General features: G+C 59.5%; 23 protein-coding genes. 12 read left to right on the top strand and 11 right to left on the bottom strand.

What is annotated here, in order from left to right:
- Window positions 1-37 precede the first annotated feature (37 nt).
- On the bottom strand, window positions 38-1,216 hold the full coding sequence (locus MLD04_RS06825; protein WP_248156053.1) for a DesA family fatty acid desaturase: 1,179 nt from the start codon (window positions 1,214-1,216) through the stop codon (window positions 38-40).
- 213 nt (window positions 1,217-1,429) lie between these two features.
- Between MLD04_RS06825 and mutM the strand changes: the two genes are divergently transcribed.
- The 6 genes from mutM to MLD04_RS06855 all read left to right on the top strand — a co-directional run bounded on the left by mutM (window position 1,430) and on the right by MLD04_RS06855 (window position 6,607).
- On the top strand, window positions 1,430-2,242 hold the full coding sequence (mutM, locus tag MLD04_RS06830) for a bifunctional DNA-formamidopyrimidine glycosylase/DNA-(apurinic or apyrimidinic site) lyase (protein ID WP_248156055.1): 813 nt from the start codon (window positions 1,430-1,432) through the stop codon (window positions 2,240-2,242).
- Between the two features lie 180 nt (window positions 2,243-2,422).
- The gene (locus tag MLD04_RS06835) at window positions 2,423-2,755 is read left to right on the top strand and encodes a hypothetical protein (RefSeq protein ID WP_008939817.1); all 333 of its coding nucleotides are present in this window, start codon (window positions 2,423-2,425) and stop codon (window positions 2,753-2,755) included.
- Between the two features lie 82 nt (window positions 2,756-2,837).
- The gene (gene yrfG, locus MLD04_RS06840) at window positions 2,838-3,527 is read left to right on the top strand and encodes a GMP/IMP nucleotidase (RefSeq protein WP_248156057.1); all 690 of its coding nucleotides are present in this window, start codon (window positions 2,838-2,840) and stop codon (window positions 3,525-3,527) included.
- Window positions 3,528-3,568: 41 nt separating this feature from the next.
- Entirely contained in the window at window positions 3,569-3,976 is a 408-nt protein-coding gene (gene hslR, locus MLD04_RS06845) for a ribosome-associated heat shock protein Hsp15 (protein WP_248156059.1), read from the top strand.
- A gap of 65 nt (window positions 3,977-4,041) precedes the next feature.
- Window positions 4,042-4,896, top strand: coding sequence for an Hsp33 family molecular chaperone HslO (hslO, locus tag MLD04_RS06850; RefSeq protein WP_248156062.1), 855 nt, complete (start codon window positions 4,042-4,044; stop codon window positions 4,894-4,896).
- A gap of 175 nt (window positions 4,897-5,071) precedes the next feature.
- Entirely contained in the window at window positions 5,072-6,607 is a 1,536-nt protein-coding gene (locus MLD04_RS06855) for a phosphoenolpyruvate carboxykinase (protein ID WP_248156064.1), read from the top strand.
- 63 nt (window positions 6,608-6,670) lie between these two features.
- On the opposite strand, the gene MLD04_RS06860 is transcribed toward MLD04_RS06855, so the two are convergent.
- Together MLD04_RS06860 and MLD04_RS06865 are read right to left on the bottom strand one after the other, a co-directional pair.
- Window positions 6,671-8,734, bottom strand: a complete 2,064-nt coding sequence (locus MLD04_RS06860; RefSeq protein WP_345799614.1) for a TRAP transporter large permease subunit — start codon at window positions 8,732-8,734, stop codon at window positions 6,671-6,673.
- A gap of 27 nt (window positions 8,735-8,761) precedes the next feature.
- The gene (locus MLD04_RS06865) at window positions 8,762-9,826 is read right to left on the bottom strand and encodes a hypothetical protein (protein ID WP_248156068.1); all 1,065 of its coding nucleotides are present in this window, start codon (window positions 9,824-9,826) and stop codon (window positions 8,762-8,764) included.
- Window positions 9,827-10,053: 227 nt separating this feature from the next.
- Between MLD04_RS06865 and MLD04_RS06870 the strand changes: the two genes are divergently transcribed.
- A complete protein-coding gene (locus tag MLD04_RS06870; protein ID WP_248156070.1) occupies window positions 10,054-10,326 on the top strand; it encodes an HU family DNA-binding protein in 273 nt (90 codons plus the stop codon).
- Window positions 10,327-10,359: 33 nt separating this feature from the next.
- Here MLD04_RS06870 and MLD04_RS06875 read toward each other — a convergent pair whose 3' ends face one another.
- The 8 genes from MLD04_RS06875 to gshB form a co-directional block, all read right to left on the bottom strand.
- Window positions 10,360-11,382 carry a putative solute-binding protein gene (locus MLD04_RS06875; RefSeq protein ID WP_248156072.1) on the bottom strand — a complete coding sequence of 341 codons (1,023 nt, stop codon included), beginning with the start codon at window positions 11,380-11,382 and terminating at the stop codon, window positions 10,360-10,362.
- A gap of 202 nt (window positions 11,383-11,584) precedes the next feature.
- Window positions 11,585-12,892 carry a dihydroorotase gene (locus MLD04_RS06880; protein ID WP_248156074.1) on the bottom strand — a complete coding sequence of 436 codons (1,308 nt, stop codon included), beginning with the start codon at window positions 12,890-12,892 and terminating at the stop codon, window positions 11,585-11,587.
- Entirely contained in the window at window positions 12,889-13,902 is a 1,014-nt protein-coding gene (locus tag MLD04_RS06885; RefSeq protein WP_248156076.1) for an aspartate carbamoyltransferase catalytic subunit, read from the bottom strand. The genes MLD04_RS06880 and MLD04_RS06885 overlap by 4 nt, the downstream gene beginning before the upstream one ends.
- Window positions 13,903-13,941: 39 nt before the next feature.
- On the bottom strand, window positions 13,942-14,451 hold the full coding sequence (gene pyrR, locus MLD04_RS06890) for a bifunctional pyr operon transcriptional regulator/uracil phosphoribosyltransferase PyrR (RefSeq protein ID WP_248156078.1): 510 nt from the start codon (window positions 14,449-14,451) through the stop codon (window positions 13,942-13,944).
- 29 nt (window positions 14,452-14,480) lie between these two features.
- Window positions 14,481-14,927, bottom strand: coding sequence for a Holliday junction resolvase RuvX (gene ruvX, locus MLD04_RS06895; RefSeq protein WP_248156080.1), 447 nt, complete (start codon window positions 14,925-14,927; stop codon window positions 14,481-14,483).
- Window positions 14,920-15,486, bottom strand: coding sequence for a YqgE/AlgH family protein (locus MLD04_RS06900; protein WP_248156097.1), 567 nt, complete (start codon window positions 15,484-15,486; stop codon window positions 14,920-14,922). Before MLD04_RS06900 ends, ruvX begins: the two co-directional genes overlap by 8 nt.
- Window positions 15,483-16,343 carry an energy transducer TonB gene (locus MLD04_RS06905; protein WP_248156099.1) on the bottom strand — a complete coding sequence of 287 codons (861 nt, stop codon included), beginning with the start codon at window positions 16,341-16,343 and terminating at the stop codon, window positions 15,483-15,485. The genes MLD04_RS06900 and MLD04_RS06905 overlap by 4 nt, the downstream gene beginning before the upstream one ends.
- Window positions 16,344-16,386: 43 nt before the next feature.
- Window positions 16,387-17,340, bottom strand: a complete 954-nt coding sequence (gene gshB, locus MLD04_RS06910) for a glutathione synthase (protein ID WP_248156101.1) — start codon at window positions 17,338-17,340, stop codon at window positions 16,387-16,389.
- Between the two features lie 297 nt (window positions 17,341-17,637).
- Here gshB and pilG point away from each other — a divergent pair, with 297 nt between their 5' ends.
- The 5 genes from pilG to MLD04_RS06935 all read left to right on the top strand — a co-directional run bounded on the left by pilG (window position 17,638) and on the right by MLD04_RS06935 (window position 22,084).
- Window positions 17,638-18,030 carry a twitching motility response regulator PilG gene (pilG, locus tag MLD04_RS06915; RefSeq protein WP_008175635.1) on the top strand — a complete coding sequence of 131 codons (393 nt, stop codon included), beginning with the start codon at window positions 17,638-17,640 and terminating at the stop codon, window positions 18,028-18,030.
- A gap of 32 nt (window positions 18,031-18,062) precedes the next feature.
- On the top strand, window positions 18,063-18,425 hold the full coding sequence (pilH, locus tag MLD04_RS06920) for a twitching motility response regulator PilH (protein ID WP_008939836.1): 363 nt from the start codon (window positions 18,063-18,065) through the stop codon (window positions 18,423-18,425).
- Between the two features lie 20 nt (window positions 18,426-18,445).
- Window positions 18,446-18,991, top strand: coding sequence for a chemotaxis protein CheW (locus tag MLD04_RS06925; protein WP_248156103.1), 546 nt, complete (start codon window positions 18,446-18,448; stop codon window positions 18,989-18,991).
- 90 nt (window positions 18,992-19,081) lie between these two features.
- Entirely contained in the window at window positions 19,082-21,157 is a 2,076-nt protein-coding gene (locus tag MLD04_RS06930; protein ID WP_248156105.1) for a methyl-accepting chemotaxis protein, read from the top strand.
- Window positions 21,158-21,184: 27 nt separating this feature from the next.
- Window positions 21,185-22,084 carry a CheR family methyltransferase gene (locus MLD04_RS06935; RefSeq protein WP_248156107.1) on the top strand — a complete coding sequence of 300 codons (900 nt, stop codon included), beginning with the start codon at window positions 21,185-21,187 and terminating at the stop codon, window positions 22,082-22,084.
- Window positions 22,085-22,093 lie beyond the last annotated feature (9 nt).

Genomic DNA, 22,093 nt, shown 5'->3' on the forward strand with positions numbered 1-22,093 from the left:
AAACCCCGCCGTAGCGGGGTTTTCAGCAACTGGCGCGTCAGGCAGCCGGACGCAGGGAATAGGCCCTCAGGTGAGCGGCGAAATCCTCCAGGTAACGAATGCCGCTGGCTTCCGCTTCCTTGCACCAGTCCATCAGCGCCTGCAGCTTGTCCTGCGGCTTCAGCCCACGCTGCCGCCACAACGCCTGGAGCTCATGGCTCTTCTCATAGATCTGACGGAGGATGGCGTTGCGCTCCAGCACCGTCTCCAGATGCTCTTTTTCACGGGGCTTGATCAGCGTGATTTCCCGGGACAGAAGCTGCTTGAGCTTGCGGTATCGGGGACGGATTTCATCATCCATCAAAGACTTCTGCTGGCGCAATACCGGTTCCATGACCCGCTTACGATACTGACGCATGATGTCGAAGCGGTTATTGGCAATAGCCTGTACCGTTTCAACGTCTACCTCCTGCTTGCCCGGCACGTAGTGAGCGATCGGCCGATAGCCCTTGGGTTTAGCCAGGCCAAAGAGCTGGAACAGGCGAATGTAACCCCAGCCGATGTCCACTTCGTACCAGCGACGGGACAGTTTCGAGGAATTCGGATAGGTGTGATGATTGTTATGCAGTTCTTCGCCACCAATCAGGATACCGATCGGAGAAATATTGCGGGCGTTATCCGCACACTCGAAGTTCCGGTAGCCAAAATAGTGACCGATGCCGTTCACAACACCGGCTGCCCAGACCGGGATCCACATCATCTGAACCGCCCAGATCCAGATGCCGTGAACACCAAACAGCAGCAGGTTGATCACCGCCAGCAAGGCAATCCCAAGAGCCTTGTGCCGGGTGTAGACGTTTCTTTCGATCCAGTCCTCGGGTGTCCGCTGACCGTAACGCTGCAGGGTTTCCGGGGTGGCGGACTGGGCATACAGTTCTGCGCCCTCCAGCAGTACCTTGCGAATACCCAGCACCACGGGGCTGTGCGGATCTTCTTCCGTTTCGCATTTCGCATGGTGTTTGCGATGGATGGCCGTCCACTCCTTGGTATTCTGGGCGGTGGTCAACCAGAGCCAGAACCGGAAGAAATGCGCGAGGGCCGGGTGCAGGTCCAGGGAGTTGTGGGCCGAATGCCTGTGGAGATAGAGCGTCACGCTGACGATCGTGACATGGGTAAGCGCCAGGGTGACCAGAATAAGCTGGGGCACCGACAGGTCAAGGAGACCGTTGAACCACATAATTTTTCCTCAAATTCAAATCTGCGGCCTGAAGCCGTTCGGCGGGCGATGAGTCCGGGGGATTCGCAAACACTCGAAGGGAACAAACCAATGTTGACACTTTAGCGTACAGCTGTTCGCCGCAACAACTGCATTTGGCCGTTATTTTGTTACTGATTACACTTATTGGCCTCAAAAAGTAACCACCTCACCAGGCCCGACCGGAGATCCTACGTGCCCGAATTACCCGAAGTCGAAACCACCCGCCAGGGCATTGCTCCTCACTGCGAGGGCCGAACGGTTACCCGGGTGACCGTAAGGAATCCGAAGCTCCGCTGGCCGGTGCCAGACGATCTCGCGGCACGCCTTGAAGGACAGACCATACGCGCGGTGGACCGGCGTGCGAAATACCTGTTCCTGGTGTTCGACCAGGGCACCGTTATCGTTCACCTGGGGATGTCCGGGAGCCTCCGGGTGATCACGGACGATACCCCACCGCTCACCCACGATCACATTGACCTCGCCCTCGATTCCGGCATCACGCTTCGTTTCAACGATCCGCGCCGGTTCGGCTGCTGGCTGTGGACCGACGCACCCCTCACCCATCCACTGATTGCACATCTGGGGCCCGAACCGCTATCCAGAGACTTCAACGGTCCACTGCTCTTCCGTCTGTCGCGCGGGAAGCAGACTCCGGTGAAATCGTTCCTGATGGATAATCATGTGGTGGTGGGCGTCGGCAACATTTACGCCAACGAGGCGCTGTTCAAGGCCGGCATTCATCCCCGGCGCAAGGCAGGCCGGATCAGCCTGGACCGATACCACCGGCTGGCGGAAGCGGTACGTGAAACCCTCAGCGCCGCCATTCTGATGGGGGGCACCACCTTGAGAGACTTCGTGAACAGCGACGGCAAACCGGGCTACTTCGCCCAGTCCCTGCTCGTTTACGGTCGGGGCGGCGAGCCCTGCAAGCATTGCGGTTCGCCGCTCAAGGAAATCCGGATGAACAACCGGTCAACGGTCTATTGCCCGAAGTGCCAGCGCTAGGACCTCACACAATGCACATTTTGCAACGAAAAATCGTTTGAAAATGCGCAAATATGATTCATAGTTAACAGAGGATTAATGCTTTCGGTCTAGAATAGGGGTGTGCTTTAAGTGGCGGGCCCGATGATCGATATTGCCAGATCGGAGCAAACAGGGCCGACAAGTTCAGGAGACAGTACAATGACCCGCAAGATCTACCGCACATTCATGGCCACAGTGGCAGCCTGCCTGATGGGCTTTTCTTCCATGGGTTACGCTCAGGCCGTCGACGAGACGCCGTCCGCCCTGGCCATGACCGGAGACGCCCTGTTCGTCCGTCCCGCGCTGCTGGCAACCACCATCATCGGAAGTGCGGTATACCTGGTATCCCTGCCCTTCTCGGCACTGGGCGGCAACGCCGGTGAAGCTGGCGAGGTCCTGGTAGTAGGGCCGGCAAAAGCGACGTTCGTTCGCTGCCTGGGTTGCACCCGGACTGGTCGCAAAGAAGACACGGTCAAACAGACGGACAACTGATCTGCGAATCCGTACTATTCCGGCTTGCCTCTGCAAGCCATCTTGGGCAGCCTGAAGAAAAGTTTCTTCAGGCTGTTTTAGTATGGTGAACTGGTCCCTCGTCGAGACGGTGTTCCTGGATATGGATGGCACCCTCCTCGACCTGCACTTCGACAATCATTTCTGGCTCGAGCATTTGCCGAAGCGGTACGCCGAGCACTTCGATCTTAATCCCGGGGATGCCAGGGATACCCTTATCCCGATGATCATGGCCGAGCGCGGCTCGCTCAACTGGTATTGCACGGATTACTGGAGCGAGAAGCTGTCGGTGGATATTACCGCCCTGAAAGCCGAAGTGGGTGACCGGATCGGCTATCGCCCCCACGTCATGGATTTTCTGGACGCCGTCCGGTCCGCCGGATTGCGCTCGGTCATCGTGACCAACTGCCATCCGGACCCGCTGGCACTGAAGATCCAGCGAACCGGGCTCGATCGCCATGTCGACGCCATCGTCTCCAGTCATGAACTGGGACGCCCCAAGGAGGACCCGGTGTTCTGGCAGGACCTCCAGTTAAGAACGCCCTACGAGGCACCCCGGACACTGATGGTGGATGACAGCTTCCCGGTACTGGAAAGCGCACTGGGCGCCGGCATCGGTCAGTGCCTTGCCATTCTGTCCCCTGACAGCCAGCAACCGGCTCGCGAACGGCACCCGGACATTCCGGGAATCCATCACTTTGACGAGGTGCTGCCCTCACTCCGGCAGCGATCCCCCCTGCCATCCGGGCGTTGAGCCGGTTATAATCTGACCATACGCTCATCAGGTGAGGAGACATGACGGCGAAAAGCGCTGAAGAACAGAAGGTAAGGCTGGACAAGTGGCTCTGGGCCGCCCGATTCTACAAAACCCGCTCCCTGGCGAAGGAAGCGATCGAAGGCGGGAAGGTGCACTACAACAGCCAGCGCACAAAGCCCGGCAAACTTGTGGAAACCGGCGCCAAACTGACCTTGCGCCTGGGCTGGCAGGAAAAGGTGGTGATTATTGACGGCATCAGCGACCGCCGCCGCGGCGCTCCGGAAGCCCAGACGCTTTACCACGAAACCGAGGACAGCGTGAAACGTCGTGAGGACCTTGCCTGGCAGCGCAAGACCATGCAGGCAGCCCAGCTACCACCCGCCCGACGCCCCAACAAGAAAGACCGCCGTGACATCCGGCGTTTCCGCGAGCAACAGGGCATTTGAGCCTTCGCGGCCGCATTGCATACCCGATATCTCGATTCCAGCAGTCAAATTCCAGGAGACAGACCATGGCATCCCGCGACCAGTTTCAACGTTTTATCTTTGAGCATAGCCAGGTGCGGGGTGCCTGGGTCCAGCTCGGCGAAAGCTACCGGGAAATCGGCAGTCAGGCACCATACCCGGACTCCGTCCGCCAGCTGCTAGGGGAGTCCCTGGTGGCGAGCGTACTGATGAGCTCCTCACTGAAATTCGAAGGCACGCTCTCCCTCCAGGCACAGGGCGAAGGCCCGGTTCGCACCCTGATGGCCGAATGCAGCCATGACCGCTATATCCGGGGATTGGCCCGCTTTGACGAACACTCCATGGCAGAGGAATCGTTCGAGGCGCTGCTGGGCGAGGGCCGGATGGCCATCACCATTACACCGGACAAGGGGCAACGCTATCAGGGCGTTGTCCCACGGGAAGAGAGCAACCTCGCCGGCTGCCTGGAAGACTACTTTGACCGCTCCGAGCAGATTGCCACCAGCCTGTTCCTGTTTGCCGACGACAACTGCGCCGCCGGCCTGATGCTGCAGCGCCTGCCGGGCCACACCGAGGAGGACGACGATCTCTGGGAACGCGTCAATCACCTCGCCCGCACCGTGGAAGCCGGCGAATTGCTGGAACTGGACAGCACCACGCTGCTCTATCGCCTGTTCAACGAGGAAACCGTCCGCCTGTTCGACAGCGAACCCGTCGCGTTCCGTTGCAGCTGTTCCCGAGAGCGCACCGAAAAGGCGCTGGAAGCGATCGGCAAGGACGAGTGCTACAGCATCCTCGAAGAACAGGGATCCATCGAGATGGATTGTCAGTTCTGTCATGCTCACTATCGCTTCGATAGAAATGATATTGATCACCTTTTCACCGGTCATACGCTACACTGAACACTCACCAAACATGGCTGAAAGCCACGCCTGGCGCGGCTTTCAGGGCAGTCGTTTTTTATCGGCGTCTCTGGCATAATAGCGCGCCTGAATTGACCCGATTGCTCAGTTTTCCGTCAATTTAACGGGGGGACGGTCTGGGCAATCACGAAGACATCCCGAGGGCGAGGTCGAAGTGAGCAACACTTATAATGATCTGAGTACAGCACGACTGGTCGAGCTGGCACTGGCACGTAACGAAGGCCAGCTGGCCAGCAACGGTTCACTGGTGGTCAAGACCGGTGATCGTACAGGTCGGTCCCCCATGGACCGCTTCATCGTCGAGGAGCCCAGCACCTCCGACGATATCCACTGGGGTCCGATCAACCGCCCATTCGACGCCGACAAGTTCGACGCCCTCTGGGACCGGGTGGAAGCCTACATTGCCGAGAAGGACCAGTTCGTTGCTCACGTGCACGTCGGTTCCGACCCGGAGCACTACCTGCCCGTGAAGATGACCACAGAAACCGCCTGGCAAAACCTGTTTGGCCAGAACCTGTTCATTCGCCCGGACACCTACAACGCGGCGGACAAACAGGAGTGGCAGATTCTCAACGCCGCCAATTTCGAGTGCGACCCGGCGCGTGACGGCACCAACTCCGACGGCTGTGTCATCATCAACTTTGCCAAGCGCAAGGTTCTGATCGCAGGCATGCACTACGCCGGCGAGATGAAGAAAGCCATGTTCTCGGTACAGAACTTCCTGCTGCCCGAGAAAGACGTTCTTCCGATGCACTGCTCCGCCAACGTCAGCGAGACCGGCGAGACCTGCCTGTTCTTTGGCCTGTCCGGGACCGGCAAGACCACCCTGTCTGCCGATCCGCACCGGTTCCTCATCGGTGACGATGAGCACGGCTGGGGCCCGGGTACCGTCTTCAACATCGAAGGCGGCTGCTACGCCAAATGCATCGACCTGAGCCGCAAGAACGAGCCCATCATCTGGGACGCCATCCGGTTTGGCGCCATCGTCGAGAATGTGGTGATCGACGAAGATACCCGGGTGCCCGACTATACGGACGTCTCCCTGACCGAGAACTCCCGTTGCGCCTACCCGCTGGAGCACATCGAGAAGCGCGTCATCGAGAACCGGGCGGGTGAGCCCTCCCACATCGTCTTCCTGACCTGTGACATGACCGGCGTCCTGCCCCCCGTGTCCATTCTGAATCCGGAAGCGGCGGCCTATCACTTCCTGAGCGGGTACACCGCACTGGTTGGCTCCACGGAAATGGGCTCCTCGTCCAAGCTGAAGTCCACGTTCTCCACCTGCTTCGGGGCACCTTTCTTCCCGCGGCCGGCCGGCGTATACGCCGAGCTTCTGATGAAGCGCATGGATGAGTTCGGCAGCAAGGTCTTCCTGGTGAATACAGGCTGGACCGGCGGTCCTTACGGCGAAGGCACACGTTTCAGCATTCCGACAACGCGCGCCATCATTGCCGCGATCCAGAATGGTGACCTGGACGATGCCGAAACCGAGCATCTGGACACCCTGAACCTGGACATCCCGAAACACGTGCCGGGTGTGGATACGCAACTGCTCAACCCCCGTCAGACCTGGGTGAGCGCTGACTACTACGACGGCAAGGCGCAGGAACTGATCAGTCAGTTTGTCGAGAACTTCAAGAAATTCGACGTAGCCGATGCCATCGTTGAGGCTGGTCCGAAGCTGAAATAAGTTTCAGCTCGAAAAAAAGGCGCCCTGCTCACGCACGGCGCCTTTTTTGTGCCTGATGGTCGGTCAGGCGTAGAACAGAAGCGGCACAAACGCTACGACCAGCAGGGACAGACCCATCGCGATCAGGGGCATGATGATTCGCTCATGGCGCTGGTAGAAGGTACCGGACTCCTGTTGCGCGGCAAGAATCTCGGCCTCGCCAACCACTTGCCTGGCCAGGAGGTGGTTCAGTGCCACCGGCGGACTGAGATAACCGAGTTCGAAGGCCACCAGTGTGACCATCCAGAAATGGATCGGATCGATGCCGCTGGAATAGGCGATATTGGCCACGGTCGCGGTCACCAGAATGACAGCGCCAAAGGCGTCCATGATCATTCCGAGCACCACCAGGATCGCCACCATCAACAGCATCGCCGACCAGGCGCTGTCGAAGGCCTGTGGAACGCTCTGCATGATGTGTGATCGCTCGATCACCCCTCCGATGCTGACTGACAGACCAAGCAGCAAAAGAAGTGCGCCGATCTCGGCGGTGGTGTCATTGGTCGCGCCACGCACACTGCGCTCAAGGCCCTGGTGATGGAGTTCACCGGACAGGCGCTGACGGTCTTTTTTGAGGCTGACGTGCTCGTAGACCAGGATTGCGAGCAGGATCACCGGCAGCAGACGGGGCGCCGAGAATTCATCCATTTTGACGTCGAGTGCGACGCGATAGAACAACACCACCCCGGCAATCACCAGCACATAGGGAACCAGGGGGCGAATAGCCTGCAGCATCGCCGGGACCGCCTCCGACACCGGGGCCAGATCGAACTGGCTGCGGCGGTTGACCGTCATGGCAACCAGGATGAACAAAGTCGACGTCAGTACGAAGACCCAGATGCCCCAGCCAAACAGTTCATCCGTGGTCACTTCGCGGTTGAGGTAGGCAATGACGACCACCAGCAGGCACGGCCGCAATACGACCCCAAGGGAGCCGGACATCGCGGTCGCAGCGAGCGCCAGTTGGCGACGGGCACCCGCCGCCCGCAGCTCACTGTAAATCACCGCGCCCGCGGCAATCACGAAGATCCCTGAAGCACCGGTGTAGGCGGTCGGTACCGCCGCTACGAGAACCGCGACCACCGCCAGCATTTCCGGTGGCAAGCGCCAGGGCCGGAACACATTGAACACCAGGGTGGCGAGGCGGGTCTGCTTCAGCATCATCCCGACCCAGACGTACAGGCCGACGTTCAGGAACATGTCCGCCAGCTCCATCATCTTGCCCAGATAGATGCCGATACCCGACGCATGGCCGATCAGTGCGAAATAGGTGCCAGAGATGAGGCACATGCCGGAATATAGCGGGACCGCCAGGAAGGCCTTGTTCAGGGTGCCGCCCTCCTTGAGGTCGTCGGGCACCCGGATCAGACGGTACAGACTGGCCAGGGTGAGGCAGGCAAAACCCGCGATCCACAGGTCATGCAGTAGAAGCTCAGCACTGGAAACCGAGGTTTCCGCCCCCAGGCTGGATTGCCGGAAAATCGCGCTGGATCCCAGCAGCATGGCATTGGCGATGGTCTGAATGGTGTAGGAAACCGTGTAATCGAGCCGGGTTTCCATGGCGCGCATTGCAATGTGGTGACGGGTCAGCGTGGCAGTGACCGCACAGAGCATGACCAGGATCACAAGAATGTATCGCTGGGACGACAGCCCGAACGCAATGGCATCTGCCACGAACAGTTCAACGGCGCGGTACGCCCGAACCGCGGGCGTCAACTGGTCTTTCAGAAGCTGGTAGGTCTGGTGGGCTTCCTGGCAATTGGCCACCGACCGTTCAATGGCGGTGCGGACTTCGGCCGGATCCTTCTGTTCAGCGCCAAGCAACGCGGCCATGGGATCGTCATCGGCGGGAGCTTTTGCCATTTCGGCGGCCACCGCTGCATCGATGTCCCGGGCCGGATCGCAGCTGGGCGCGACCGGATCCATCCTCAACTTGTAGTATCCGCTCCAGATCGCCTCTCCGGCCTGGAGCATTCGGTTATGGATATCGCTGCTGGTGGAAAAAAGGACGACTGCCAGCAAGAGCAGGCAGGCCGGCAGGGAAGAAAACCATTCCATACCCGTCCGGCGAAAACCGGCCCCCTGCATCAATGCGTCTCCCGAGGTCGTGTTCATCTACAGCAGATCGTCCAGACTCATGGTTTCCACGTCTTCCTTCTGGTCATCCCAGAAAGTTCCCAGCTGACCCAGCGGAGTCCGGTGCCCGGTGTTTTCCATCCAGAGCTGATCGGAGATGGCGACAATCATGTTGTTTGCCATGGCATCCACGAAACGCCAGTCCGGATTGGGTTCGTCTTCGTCCAGGGATTGGGCATGCTCCCGGATCACGTCCTTGACCATGGCCATATCACCCTTGTTCAGCGCTGCAATCGCGTGAAACACGTGGGGCAGTCGGACGCCTGCCTCTTCACCCTGCTTGTCGGCAATGGCAAGCCGTTCAAATGCGTCTTCACCCTGGGGTTTGGAGCCGGGGATCATGGCCCAGACGGTCGCTCTCAGCGCCATCGGTGCGCCCCACCACTTCTCGTTGCTCAGACAACCGGTGGCGCGAGCAACAATCGAACCGATGTTGGTCGGCACGCCAATCGATGACGTGGACTGGATCTGGGCGTTCAGGGCTTGCAGGCCGGAGAGCAGGCCCGCCATATAGATGAATTCGTCCATATCATCATCGAAATCCGGACATTCTCCGGAGCCGACATCGCCGTAATACGCCTTGTGATGTTTCCAGGCACTGAAATAGCGCTTCGCCGCCACGGAATAAGCCCGCTTTTCCCGAATCATGGCATCCTGCGCTTCACCCGCATTCATGGCATTCATCGCTGCCAGACTCTCCAGACCATATTCCCGGGCCTGCTCTTCAGCACACCCGCCGGACGACAGATACAGCATGACCGCCAATTGATCCGGTTCCGTGGTCACCCGCCCGAAAGACATCAGAAGGGGCGCCGTCGCCTTGCTCATGGAGCACCCCATGGCGACATCATCGGATTGCATCAGGTAGGGCACCGTGTGATTCCGTGAAAACCCCTGCATAACGTCGCCGGTGGTCTTGTAGACCATGTGATTGACGACGCCACAGCCACTCAGCAGCAGCCCGCCAATCACCGCACACAACAGCCGTAACGTGCTGGCATGTATGTCCAGGGAAGGACGGAAGGAAAACCGGATTGGGATCATGATTCCTGTACCTTTCTCTTCTTGTTCTGATGTCTTCGTGGCTCAGGCGCCCGCACATCCTGTAACAAACTGTAACCGGCGCATTATGACCAACAACGACGCCACTTTATGCGACCAGCCCCTCAAATGGCGATAACAGCCACACCCTGCAGCCCATCCGGGGTTTGCACATTCCCGGCCAAACCGCTATAGAAAAGGGGCGACAACGACAATAAAAGGAGTATTCAATGCGCAAACCTGAACTCGCCGCTGCCATTGCAGACCAGACCGGCATGAGCCGAGACAAGGCCAGTGAGGTCATCACGGCCTTTACTGATCAGGTGTCGGCTGCAGCCGCCCGGGGTGAGGACACAACCCTGATAGGATTTGGCACATTCAACATCCGCTCCCGAGAGGCTCGCAGTGGCCGCAATCCGCAGACTGGCGCCGCGATTCAGATCCCTGCCAGCAAAACCGTCGGGTTCAAACCCGGTAAAGCTCTCAAGGATGCCATCGGCTGATCGACCGGGTCCGTCCTGAGACGGGCCCTACTGTCACGACGAGGCGCACTCCGCCCGGCTGCCGTCCACCCGGCACCGAATTGCCTTCATCAGCTTGATCGCCCGCGGGTCATACACGCCGTCATCCAGAAGAGACAGGCGTACCTGACGCAGCATCTTGTTGTATTCCGAGATATCTTCCTGGGGCAGGTTCATCCAGACATTCTTCGGAATGTCGGCTTCCGCCTTGCTGATGATGCCGTACGCCTGATCCAGACGTTTGATCGATTCGTCACGGACCATCTGGCCGGCGTCATCCGGGAAGCGATTCCGGTGAATAATCACCTGGAAGTTCATGTACGCCAGTGCGTACTTGAAGATACCACCGTTGGGCGTCACGCCTTTGTAGAGTTCCAGGGGCTCGTAGGCAACGGCCGGTGCGTAGGCGAGATCGACGCTGCCATTGTTGAATTTGCCGGCAAAATTCGCGGAGTTGGAACCGACCACGGAGGCGCCCACATGGCGGACCATGCGAACCGATGCCGTGTCGTAGTCGAGCGTCGCAATCCGCTTGCCCTGCAGTTTTTCCACAGTGTCGATGGAGCGATCGCGGGTGTAGAGATAGATGGCGCCCGCCGGGAACAGGCCTGCGACCTCGTAGGGACCGTCCACCAGGAAGGGGCGAGCCTTGGGCTGACTGAGGGTGTTGTAGAGCAGTCGCATCTCCTGCTCTCCGGGCACGGCGCCCATGGCCTCGAGGCTTCCGGTGAACTTGTTGAATTCACGGGCCCGGGTTCCGGTCAACAGTACGGCGTCACACTGGCCGGCCTTGAAATCCTCGGCCGCCACCTTTTCATCGGTATAGGCTCTGAGATCCAGTTTGATGCCGTGTTGCAGCGCGACCGGCTGGAACGTCTTGGTGATGGCAAACAGTGGCCCATTGGCACCGACCGGGTCAAAGACACAGAAACTACGTTCCAGAACCTTGCCCTGAGCCTGGGCCAGAGAGGGAAGAAAGAGACTGCTGAGCAGAAGGGCCGCGACAGCCCTCCATTGCAAGCGTTTTGCAGATTTCACGGGATGACTCCTGAATTATTATTGTCGGGCCCCGGAACCTCCAGATGTTCCGGCACGGCCACGCATTCCTTGTCCGACCTTAGGTCGACGGCCATAAGGATACGTTGGCACCAGTGCCTGCCATCAAGGTCTTTTCGGCAAAACGGGAACAAACTGTGATGGTGTCGACAGAGGCGGTACTACCCCTGCCGCATTTCTGCTGTCAGGCGGGCAGTGACTCCCAGGCCTTCCGTCCCTCCACCAGGGTCAGCCGAACGACACCGGGCAGATTCCGATTTTCAACCGGAACATGACGCCCTGCGGATACGAGCGTGCGCTCGTTCGCCTGCCAGGTCGCGGCCGGATCGAACAGGCAGAGATCCGCCAGCTCCCCTTCGGCGATGGCTGCGCTTCGGTCAATCACAGAGGCCGGGCCCGAGGTCAGTGCCCGGATCAGTTCCGGCAACGTCAGTTCGTCCCGATTCACCAGTTCCAGCCCCAGAGACAGCACACTTTCGATGCTCGACAATCCCGGCTCGGTCGCGGCCAGGGGAGCCTGTTTCGCGGCCGAATCATGCGGCTGATGCTGGCTCACAATCGCATCGATCGTACCGTTGCGCACACCACCAACCAGAGCCAGCCTGTCGGCTTCTGAACGCAAGGGGGGACGGACATGGAAGCGACCATCAAAGCCGGCCAGCGCTTCCTCGGTGAACACCAGTTGGTGCATGGCCACGTCCGCCGTTACCTGGATACCCCGCTGACGGGCTTCGGCCAGCATGTCGACACTGCGCGCACAGGAGAGCTGGCTCAGGTGCAATCGAACGCCGGTTTCCTCGGCCAGAAGCAGCAACTCCATAACGGCGGCAGTTTCCGCGACTTCCGGTATGCCCAAAAGCCCGAGTCGCGAAGTGACCAGGCCATCGTGGGCATAGCCGTCGGCGGCCAGCGACTGGTTCTCCGGATTGAACATCACCGTCAACCCGAAGGTCTGGGCATAGGCCATGCACCGTCGGAGGATCCGGGCGTTGCGCACACCGCGGGAGCCATTGCCCACCGCAATACAGCCGGCGCTCTTCAGGCCCGCCATATCGCTGAGCAAGTCGCCTTCAAGGCCACGGGTAATGGCGCCGATGGGCAATACCCGCACGACAGCGCGGCTGGCTGCTCCATCGCGGATCAGGTGGGTGACAGCGCCGGAATCGTTGACTGGCGATGTTTCCGGTGAGGCACAGACGGTGGTGAAGCCGCCGTGGGCCGCCGCCCGGGTTTCAGACGCAATATTGCCCTTCTGGCCATTGCCCGGTTCCCGCAGGTTGCAGCACAGATCGACCAGACCCGGCGTCAGGACCCAGCCATCGGCCTTGATCACTTCGTCCGCCTGAACGTCCAGGGCCTTGGCGCCCAGTGCCTCGATCCGGCCGTTGCGGATCAGCAGTCCATCGTTGCTGCGGTCCAGGCCCGTGCCATCCACCAGGCGCCCACCGGTCACGAGGATACTGCCGGCGGAAGGATTGATGGAGTTGTTCATGCCTGCGCCCTCTCACTCTGTTGCATCTGCCTGTCCGCCACCTGACCTCCCATCGCCATGGACATGACCGCCATCCGAACCGCAATACCATTGGTGACCTGGTTAAGAATGACCGATTGTGGTCCATCCGCCACCGCCGATTCGATCTCAACGCCCCGGTTGATCGGCCCGGGATGCATCACGATGCACTCCGGATGCGCCAGTGCCAGCTTTTCGCGGTTGAGGCCATACAGACGGTAGAATTCACGCTCGCTGGGCAACAGCGCTCCCTCCATCCGCTCCTTCTGCAGCCGCAACATGATCACCACATCCAGATCCTTCATGCCCCGGAGCATGTCGTACTCCACCGTGCAGCCCAGGCTCTCGACATCCTTGGGCAGAAGCGTCCCCGGAGCGATCACCCGGACTTCCGCAGCGCCCAGTTCGTTCAAGGCGCGAATCTGTGAGCGCGCAACCCTCGAATGCAGAACGTCCCCGACAATGGCCACCCGCAGCCCCTCGAAACTGCCCTTGTGCTGGCGAATGGTGAGCATATCCAGCATGGCCTGGGTCGGATGGGCGTGACGGCCGTCACCGGCATTAATGATGGCAACACCGGGTGTCACGCTCTCGGCGATAAAGTGCGGCGCACCACTCTGTGAATGACGCACCACAAACATGTCGCTGGCCATTGCTTCGAGATTCAGCAGGGTATCGGATAACGACTCACCCTTGGACGTGGCGGAGGTACTGATATCGAGGTTCAACACGTCGGCCGACAGCCGCTTCGCTGCCAGTTCGAAGGTACTGCGGGTGCGGGTACTGGATTCGAAGAACAGATTGACGACGGTTCGGCCCCGCAACAGCGGGACTTTCTTGATGGTCCGTTCACCAACCTCGATGAAGGAATCCGCAGTATCGAGGATGTCCGTCAGCAGTGAACGGTCCAAGCCGTCCAGAGTGAGGAAGTGCCGCAACTGACCATCCCGGGTCAGCTGCAAGTGGTTCGGGGAGCGGTCGTTTGCGGTCATGGGTCGCCTGTATGCTCTGTTGCGGTTCGAAGTCGCGGGTCAGTGTCCGGTTTCCTGGAGCTCGATGCGCAGGGGATCGGGGCCCCGCAATTTCACCCGCTGATTGGCATCCAGTTCCAGCGTGCGACCGGTGACATCGGGCTGAATGGGCAGCTCCCGGGCACCAAGGTCGATCAGGGTGGCCAATATGATACTGGCCGGCCGGCCATAGTCGAAAATTTCATTCATGGCGGCACGAATGGTGCGGCCACTCATAATCACGTCATCGATCAGCAGGATATCCCGGCCCTCGGTATCGAATGGAAGGCTGGACGGTTTTACCCGGGGATTCAGGCCGATCCGGCTGAAGTCGTCGCGATAGAACGAAATGTCCAGCTCCCCGATGGGGCCCTCGATGCCGAGCCGTTTGGCGAGGACATCGGCAAGCCAGACACCGCCGGTGCGGATACCGATCACAACCGGATCCGCCACCTGCCGATCCTCGATCATCCTGCGAAGTCCGTTTTCCAGCTGGTCCAGCAACTGGTTGATATCAAGCTGTGCGGTCATTACGTCCTCGCAGTGTCCTATGGCCGGTTTCAGAATTGACCGGCGCCATTATCCTGTTCCCGGAACCAGGTTTCCAGAATCAATACCGCCGCGCGATCATCAACACCATGGCGGCCGAAGTCCCGACTGCCTCCGGCCGCCATAACGTCGCCCTTGGCCTCGAAACTCGTCAGGCGCTCATCCACCATTTCGACCTCGAAATGGAAGCGACCGTGAATCCGTTTGCCGAACTTGCGGGCCCGGGCACACATCTCGTTCTCGGAATCGTCCATGTTCAGGGGCAAACCCACCAGAACCAGGTCGGGCTGCCATTCTTGCAGGAGCTTTTCGATCACGGTCCAGTCAGGAATACCATCCCGGGCGGGAATCATCGCCACCGGTTCGCCGCGTCCCAGCATTTCCTGGCCCGCAGCCACACCAATCCGGCGGGTACCGTAGTCAAAGGCCAGAACCCGGCGGCGCCCACGCTCAGGCATGTCCCACGGACTCCGTGAGCTGGTTTAGATCGATCCCAAGAAGCTTGAGGACGGCCTGGTACCGTTCCTCCGCCGGCGTACGAAAAAGAATATCGGTATTTGCAGGGCAGGTCAGCCAGGCATTGCTACCCAGCTCCTCTTCGAGCTGCCCCTCACCCCAGCCGGAATAGCCCAGTACGACCAGGAACTCCTCAGGCCCGGTGCCACGCCCGATACCGGATAGAATGTCGCGGGATGTCGTCAGGAACACATCCTCAGTCACACTGGCGGTGTTCTGCCAGCCCGTGCCTGGCGGGTGGAGCACGAACCCTCTCTCCTGCTCCACGGGCCCCCCATTGAACACCGGAAGATCGAGCTCACTCCCTTCCATGTCCAGCTGCTCCAGGATTTCTCCCAGAGTGATCTCGAGGGGCTGGTTGATCATCAGGCCAAGGGCCCCGTCATCGGAGTGTTCACACAGGTAGATAACCCCGCCGTGGAAGCGGGGGTCGGCGAGCCATGGCGATGCCACCAGAAAATGGTGCCGCAGGCTGTTGGGAGATTCCTTGGTTGCCGTCATCCGGATGTCAGCCCCCGTTTCTGGAAGGACCAGGTTCGAATGATTTCCAGCTCATCCACGTCGTCGGCCATATCCTCGGGGAACGGCGCGAACGGCGCTGCCATGCGGACGATCCGGATGGCAGCGTCATCCAGCACACGACTGCCGGACGACTGGAGAATGGCCACTTCCTTGATTGTGCCATCTTTCTTGAGAGAAACCAGCATTCTCAGAGTCCCGTAAATGCCAGCCTGGCGGGCTTCCGTGGGGTAGTTGATGTTGCCGACCCGGGTCACCTTGCTGACCCAGTTCTGTACGTACCACGCATTGGTGGATTTGAGCGTTGATGCCGCCGTCACCCGCATGACTCGCGGCTTCCGCGCATAAGCCCGTTGTTGCGCATCAAACCTGGCCTCCAGGGAGGCGATCTCCAGGCTCCGCTCCATCAGGCTTTTCTTTTTCTTGACCGGCAGATCCTCGGGCTTGGATTCCTGATCCGGGGGCGCCACCTTGCGATCGGACTTGCCCGTGGTCTGCACCACAGGCTGCTGCTGGCGCTTCACCGGTTCGGTCTGTGCCGGCGGTTCGGGCTGGACCTGGACCGGTTCCGGCTGACTGACCTCTGCCGGTTGGGGCGTGGTCATTTCCTGGGGCTTTTCTTCCGTCCCGCTGCCCTTCTGGTTGGTCTGGGCCAGGAAATCCGCCTTGTCCGGCGCCTTCTCGTCATCAAACTGGGACAGGGTAATTTCCATGGTCTGCGCCGACTTGCTGGGCGGCTCCGGCGCAAAGGTAATACCCAGCACAATAACGGCGTGCACGGCCAACGCCATGAACAGGGTAAAGGAAAACCGGTCAAAATCGCTTACCTGAACTGCCATTCCTGATCCTGTCGTTGGCCCTGCATTTGCCTCATTCCGTCAGTCACGCCTGCTTGAGGCGCTTCTCAATTGCGTCCATCAAAAGGCCCCCGATATCAATGCCGAAAGCCGTATCCAGTTCACGGATACAGGTGGGGCTGGTGACGTTGATTTCGGTCAGATAGTCACCGATAACGTCGAGGCCAACGAACATAAGCCCCTTGGCCTTGACCACCGGCGCCACGCGGGCACAGATTTCACGGTCCCGGGCGGTCAGCTCCCGACCTTCACCGCGACCACCGGCTGCCAGATTACCGCGATTCTCTCCCTGGGAAGGAATACGGGCAAGGGCATAGGGCACCGGCTCACCCTCGATCAGCAGGATGCGCTTGTCGCCATCGACGATTTCGGGAATGTACTTCTGGGCCATGGCCTGGTGAGTGCCATAGTTGGTGAGCGTCTCGATGATCACCCCGAGGTTGAAGTCGTTTTCCCGGACCCGGAAGATCGAATGTCCGCCCATGCCGTCCACGGGCTTCATGATGATGTCCCCATGCTCGGCGTAAAAGTCACGGAAACGCTGGGCGGAGCGGCTGACCAGCAGCGGCGGCGTCAGGTCTTCGAACTGGGTCGCGAAGAGCTTTTCATTGCAGTCCCGCAGCGTTGCCGCCGGATTCACAACCAGTGCGCCTTGTTGCTCTGCGGCTTCCAGGATGTAGGTCGCCATCAGGAACTCACGGTCGACAGGCGGATCCTTGCGCATCAGGATCACATCGAGATCGCCGAGCGCCCGCTCCTGGCTGCCCCCGAAACTGAACCAGTTCTCCGGATCCATGTGGACCATCAGGTCCCGGGTGTGTGCCATGGCCCGGCCACCATCCAGATACATGTCCGGCAGCTCCATGTACTCCAGTTCCCAGCCGCGCTTCTGGGCCGCCAGCAGCATGGCCAGTGAACTGTCTTTCTTGAAATGGATATCTTCTATGGGATCCATCACGATCCCGACTCGGACTGTCATAGGTTCTGTTCAGCTCCTGGACGTTGAAAACACGAACCGGTCAACAGAGCGGACCGGGTGGAAAGTGCTATGCTGAGACGACAGATGGTATTGTACCCGAGCCACGAATGCATCCGGAGATATCCTCAGGCAAATACGTGACGTCGCAGGCACAAGTACATTTGGTCACAAACAAATACTTTTTATATCGCCATTGATATTCTATAACTGATCGGGGTTTATAGAAGAACCTGTAGGTTTGTGATACAAACCCCTGTTCGAAAACAAGACAGTCGCTGAGCGCAAGGCAGTTGGACAATGGATGACAACTTCGAGAATCTGAAGATCATGGTGATCGACGACAGTAAAACCATCCGTCGCACCGCAGAAACACTCCTCAAGAAAGTAGGTTGTGAAGTCATCACAGCCACCGACGGCTTTGACGCTCTGGCCAAAATCGCCGATTCCCAGCCGGACATCATTTTTGTCGATATCATGATGCCCCGCCTGGACGGCTACCAGACCTGCGCACTTATCAAGAACAATTCCTCTTTCAAAAAGACGCCGGTTATTATGCTCTCCAGCAAGGACGGTCTGTTCGACAAGGCGAAAGGCCGCATCGTCGGCTCGGACCAGTACCTGACCAAACCCTTCAGCAAGGACGAGCTGCTCAACACTATCCGCCAGTATGTCCCCCAGGCGGAACAGTAAACCTGCTGAGACCAAGAACCATCGAGGAAAACATGGCCCGCATTCTGATTGTTGATGATTCCCCTACCGAGGTTAAGAAGATTTCCACCATTCTGGAAAAGCACCAACACGAAGTGCTGACCGCCGACAACGGCGCAGATGGTGTCGCCAAGGCCCGCGCTGAAACGCCGGACCTGGTACTCATGGACGTGGTCATGCCTGGCCTGAACGGCTTTCAGGCGACCCGCCAACTGACCCGGGCACCGGAAACCGCTTCGATCCCTGTCGTCATCGTGACCACCAAGGACCAGGAAACCGACCGCGTATGGGGAACCCGTCAGGGCGCCAAGGGTTACCTGGTCAAACCGGTTAACGAAGACGATCTGATCAAGACCATCAACAGCCTGATCGCCTGATCCCCAACCTTGGAGTACGCATGTCCGCCCAGGCCGCCCCTTTCGCCGTTCTGACGGATATCGCCCAGCGCAGCCGGCGCATGGCCGCCGGCCTGCCGGAACAGCAGGAGGCCGTTGCGCTGTGGAACGGTATCGGCTTTGTCCTGTCGGGTGAACGTTACGTGGCTCCCATGGGTGAAGTCACCGAAATCCTGCACGTACCCCGCTTCACCCACATTCCGGGTGTTCGTCCGTTTCTGCTGGGGGCCGCCAATGTGCGCGGTCGCCTGCTACCTCTGGTAGACCTTGCCGGCTTTTTCGACATCCCCCGCTCGTCCCGTAGCCAGCGGGAGCGTCGGGTGCTGGTGGTTGAGCAGGGCGACGTGTTCAGCGGATTGGTAGTCGACAGTGTATTGGGGATGCAGTACTTCGCATCCGATAGTTTCCGGGACGCCCCCGAGGGCGTTCCGGACAGCGTTCGTCCGTTCGTAAACGGCGGTTACGAACGCAATGAAGAAGTCTGGAAAGTGTTTTCGGCAGCAGATCTTGTGGCCGACGAACGCTTTCTGGACGTAGCACAGTGGTAAGGGTGGTGACACTGGCAGGAACATCACCCTGACCGTCTGAAGCCCGCAAAAACAAACTTGCCAATTTTTGAAAAGGCCGGGAGCCAGAAAATGAAAAACAGAGCCGGAAGACTCGGTATGGGACAGGGGGGCAACAAACTGATTGCCGGCCTGATCGCCGCACTGATCGCACTTACCGTCCTGCTCGTTGTAGTGCTGTTCATCATCAACCGCGACAGCCAGAACGACCAGCGATACATCGCCCACACCGCGGAACTGCGGGTACTTTCCCAGGCCATCGCGAAAAACGCGACCGAGGCCGCGGGTGGTACCGCATCAGCATTCGACCAGCTGCGCAGCTCCCGTGACAAGTTCCAGAAACTCTGGACCTACGTCACCGAGGGCAACCCGGAAACCGGCCTGCCAGCCAGCGACATGGCCCAGCAAAGCGGCGTTCAGAAAACCTGGGACGCCGTCCGTGAAAACGCGGACAAGGTGCTGTCAACCCAGGAAGCGGTACTCGGCCTGCATGAAGTAGCCCAGACGCTGAACGAAAACATTCCGCAGCTCCAGGTCGAGTACGACGATATCGTACAGATCCTGCTCGACAACAACGCACCGGCCGAACAGGTTGCCCTGGCACAACGCCAGTCGCTGCTCGCCGAACGGATCGTTCGCTCGGTCAACAACGTTCTTTCCGGTGACGAAGACGCGGTTATCGCAGCCGACCGTTTCGGTCGCGACGCCAACCTGTTCGGTCGGGTACTGGACGGCCAGCTTAATGGCAATGAAGCCATGGGTATCTCCAAGGTAACCGACGAAGACGCCATTTACGGTCTCGAGGCGGTACAGGAACTCTTCCAGTTCGTTTCCCAGAACGTTGACGCCATCCTTGAGGCTTCTCCCGACCTCTTCAAGGTGCGTACAGCCGCCAGCGGCATCTTCGACAACTCCGAGCTTCTTCTGTCTGAACTCTCCACCCTGGCGGATCAGTTCCGGAACCAGTCCGGCTCCCGCCTGATCAGTCCGACCCTGGCCTTTGTCATTCTGGCCGCCATGGTCGCGATTGTCGTCTTCATCGGTCTCGCGCTCTATCGGGAAGCCCAGGCGCGCCTGGCAACCACCCAGGAACAGAACGAGCAGAATCAGAACGCGATCCTGCGACTGCTGGACGAATTGGCCGACCTCGCGGACGGTGACCTGACGACCGAGGCCACGGTAACCGAGGACTTCACCGGTGCCATCGCCGACTCCATCAACTACGCGATCGACCAGATGCGCGGGCTGGTACAGGCGATTCGTGGTACCGCCGTGCGAGTAGCCTCAGCGGCCCAGGAAACCCAGGCCACGGCCATGCACCTGGCGGATGCTTCCGAGCACCAGGCCCAGGAAATTGCCGGCGCCTCCGCGGCGGTGAACGAGATGGCCGTGTCCATCGACCAGGTATCCTCGAACGCTGCTGAATCCTCCGCGGTTGCGGAGCGGTCGGTTGCGATCGCGAAGAAAGGCGCGGAAGTGGTACAGAACACCATCCGCGGCATGGACAACATCCGGGAGCAGATCCAGGAAACCTCCAAGCGGATCAAGCGACTGGGTGAATCCTCCCAGGAAATCGGTGACATCGTATCCCTGATCAACGACATCGCCGACCAGACCAACATCCTGTCCCTGAACGCCGCGATCCAGGCCTCCATGGCCGGTGATGCAGGCCGGGGCTTCGCGGTGGTTGCGGACGAAGTACAGCGATTGGCGGAACGTTCCTCTGCAGCAACCAAGCAGATTGAAGCGCTGGTCAAGACGATCCAGTCCGATACCAACGAAGCGGTTATCTCCATGGAACACACCACCGCCGAGGTGGTCCGTGGTGCCCGTCTGGCCCAGGACGCGGGTATTGCGCTCGAGGAAATCGAGAACGTATCCATGTCCCTGGCGGAACTGATCCAGAACATTTCCAACGCCGCACGTCAACAGTCGTCTTCCGCGGCCCACATTTCCAATACGATGAACGTCATCCAGGAAATCACGTCCCAGACCTCGTCCGGTACCAACGCAACCGCGAAGTCTATCGGTAACCTGGCGGAAATGGCCTCCGAGCTCCGGTCTTCCGTTGCCGGCTTCACCCTGCCGGAAGAGGACGTGGTCGACGAAGAACAGGAAGAAGACAGCGACGTTCCGGTGGTGGGCTGATTCGCGGCCCCGGGCAGTTGACGGTTTATGGCGAATACGCATAACAGCCTGTCACCGGCCGAAGGTCTCTGGTCACTGCGCCGACTCCCCGATATGGACGAGGCGCAGTTCACCCAGTGGCAGACCCTGCTGGAACATCGCACCGGTATCACGCTGTCCTCGGAGCGCCGATCGTTTCTGGAGACCAATCTCGGTATCCGGATGAGGGAAATCGGATGCAGCAGCTACCAGGCCTATTACGAAAAGATCGTTTCCGGGCCGGATGCTGTTGTCGAATGGTCGACGCTGGTTGATCGGTTGACCGTTCAGGAAACCCGGTTTTTTCGAGATCCCGACGCATTCCGACTGGTGTCGGACTATGTCATAACGCGGCCCAGGGAACAGCTGAGGAGACGGCCACTGGAAGCCTGGAGCGTAGGCTGCTCAACCGGCGAGGAGCCCTACACGCTGGCCATGGTCCTGAACGACTGCATGAGTCAGCTTGAACTGCCGCCCCTGTTCGGAGTCACCGGCTCGGATATCAGTAAACCCGCGATCGACAAGGCGCGACGCGGACAGTTCAACGCCCGCAAGTTGCTGGGTATGAACGAGGAGTTGAAAGAACGGTATTTTCGCCCCTCGGAGCGGAACACCGTTGAGATTGTGAACAACCTTCGGGATCGGGTGTGCTTTACCAGGCTCAATGTTCTGGACCTGGCCGGCGCACCGATGCACGGAATGAATATTATCTTTTGCCAGAATCTGCTGATCTATTTCCGCCGCTGGCGCCGGCGGGAAATCGTCAAACGACTGGCAGAGCGGCTGGCGCCCGGGGGATTACTGGTGCTGGGCCAGGGTGAGTTGACCGACTGGCAACCGCCCGGCCTCCAGCGGGTACCCTCGGAACATGTTCTGGCGTGGATCAAACGCCAGACCGACGAAGAATAACCGGAGTGG

This window comes from Marinobacter koreensis (genome assembly GCF_023156285.1).
Taxonomy (GTDB): domain Bacteria; phylum Pseudomonadota; class Gammaproteobacteria; order Pseudomonadales; family Oleiphilaceae; genus Marinobacter; species Marinobacter koreensis.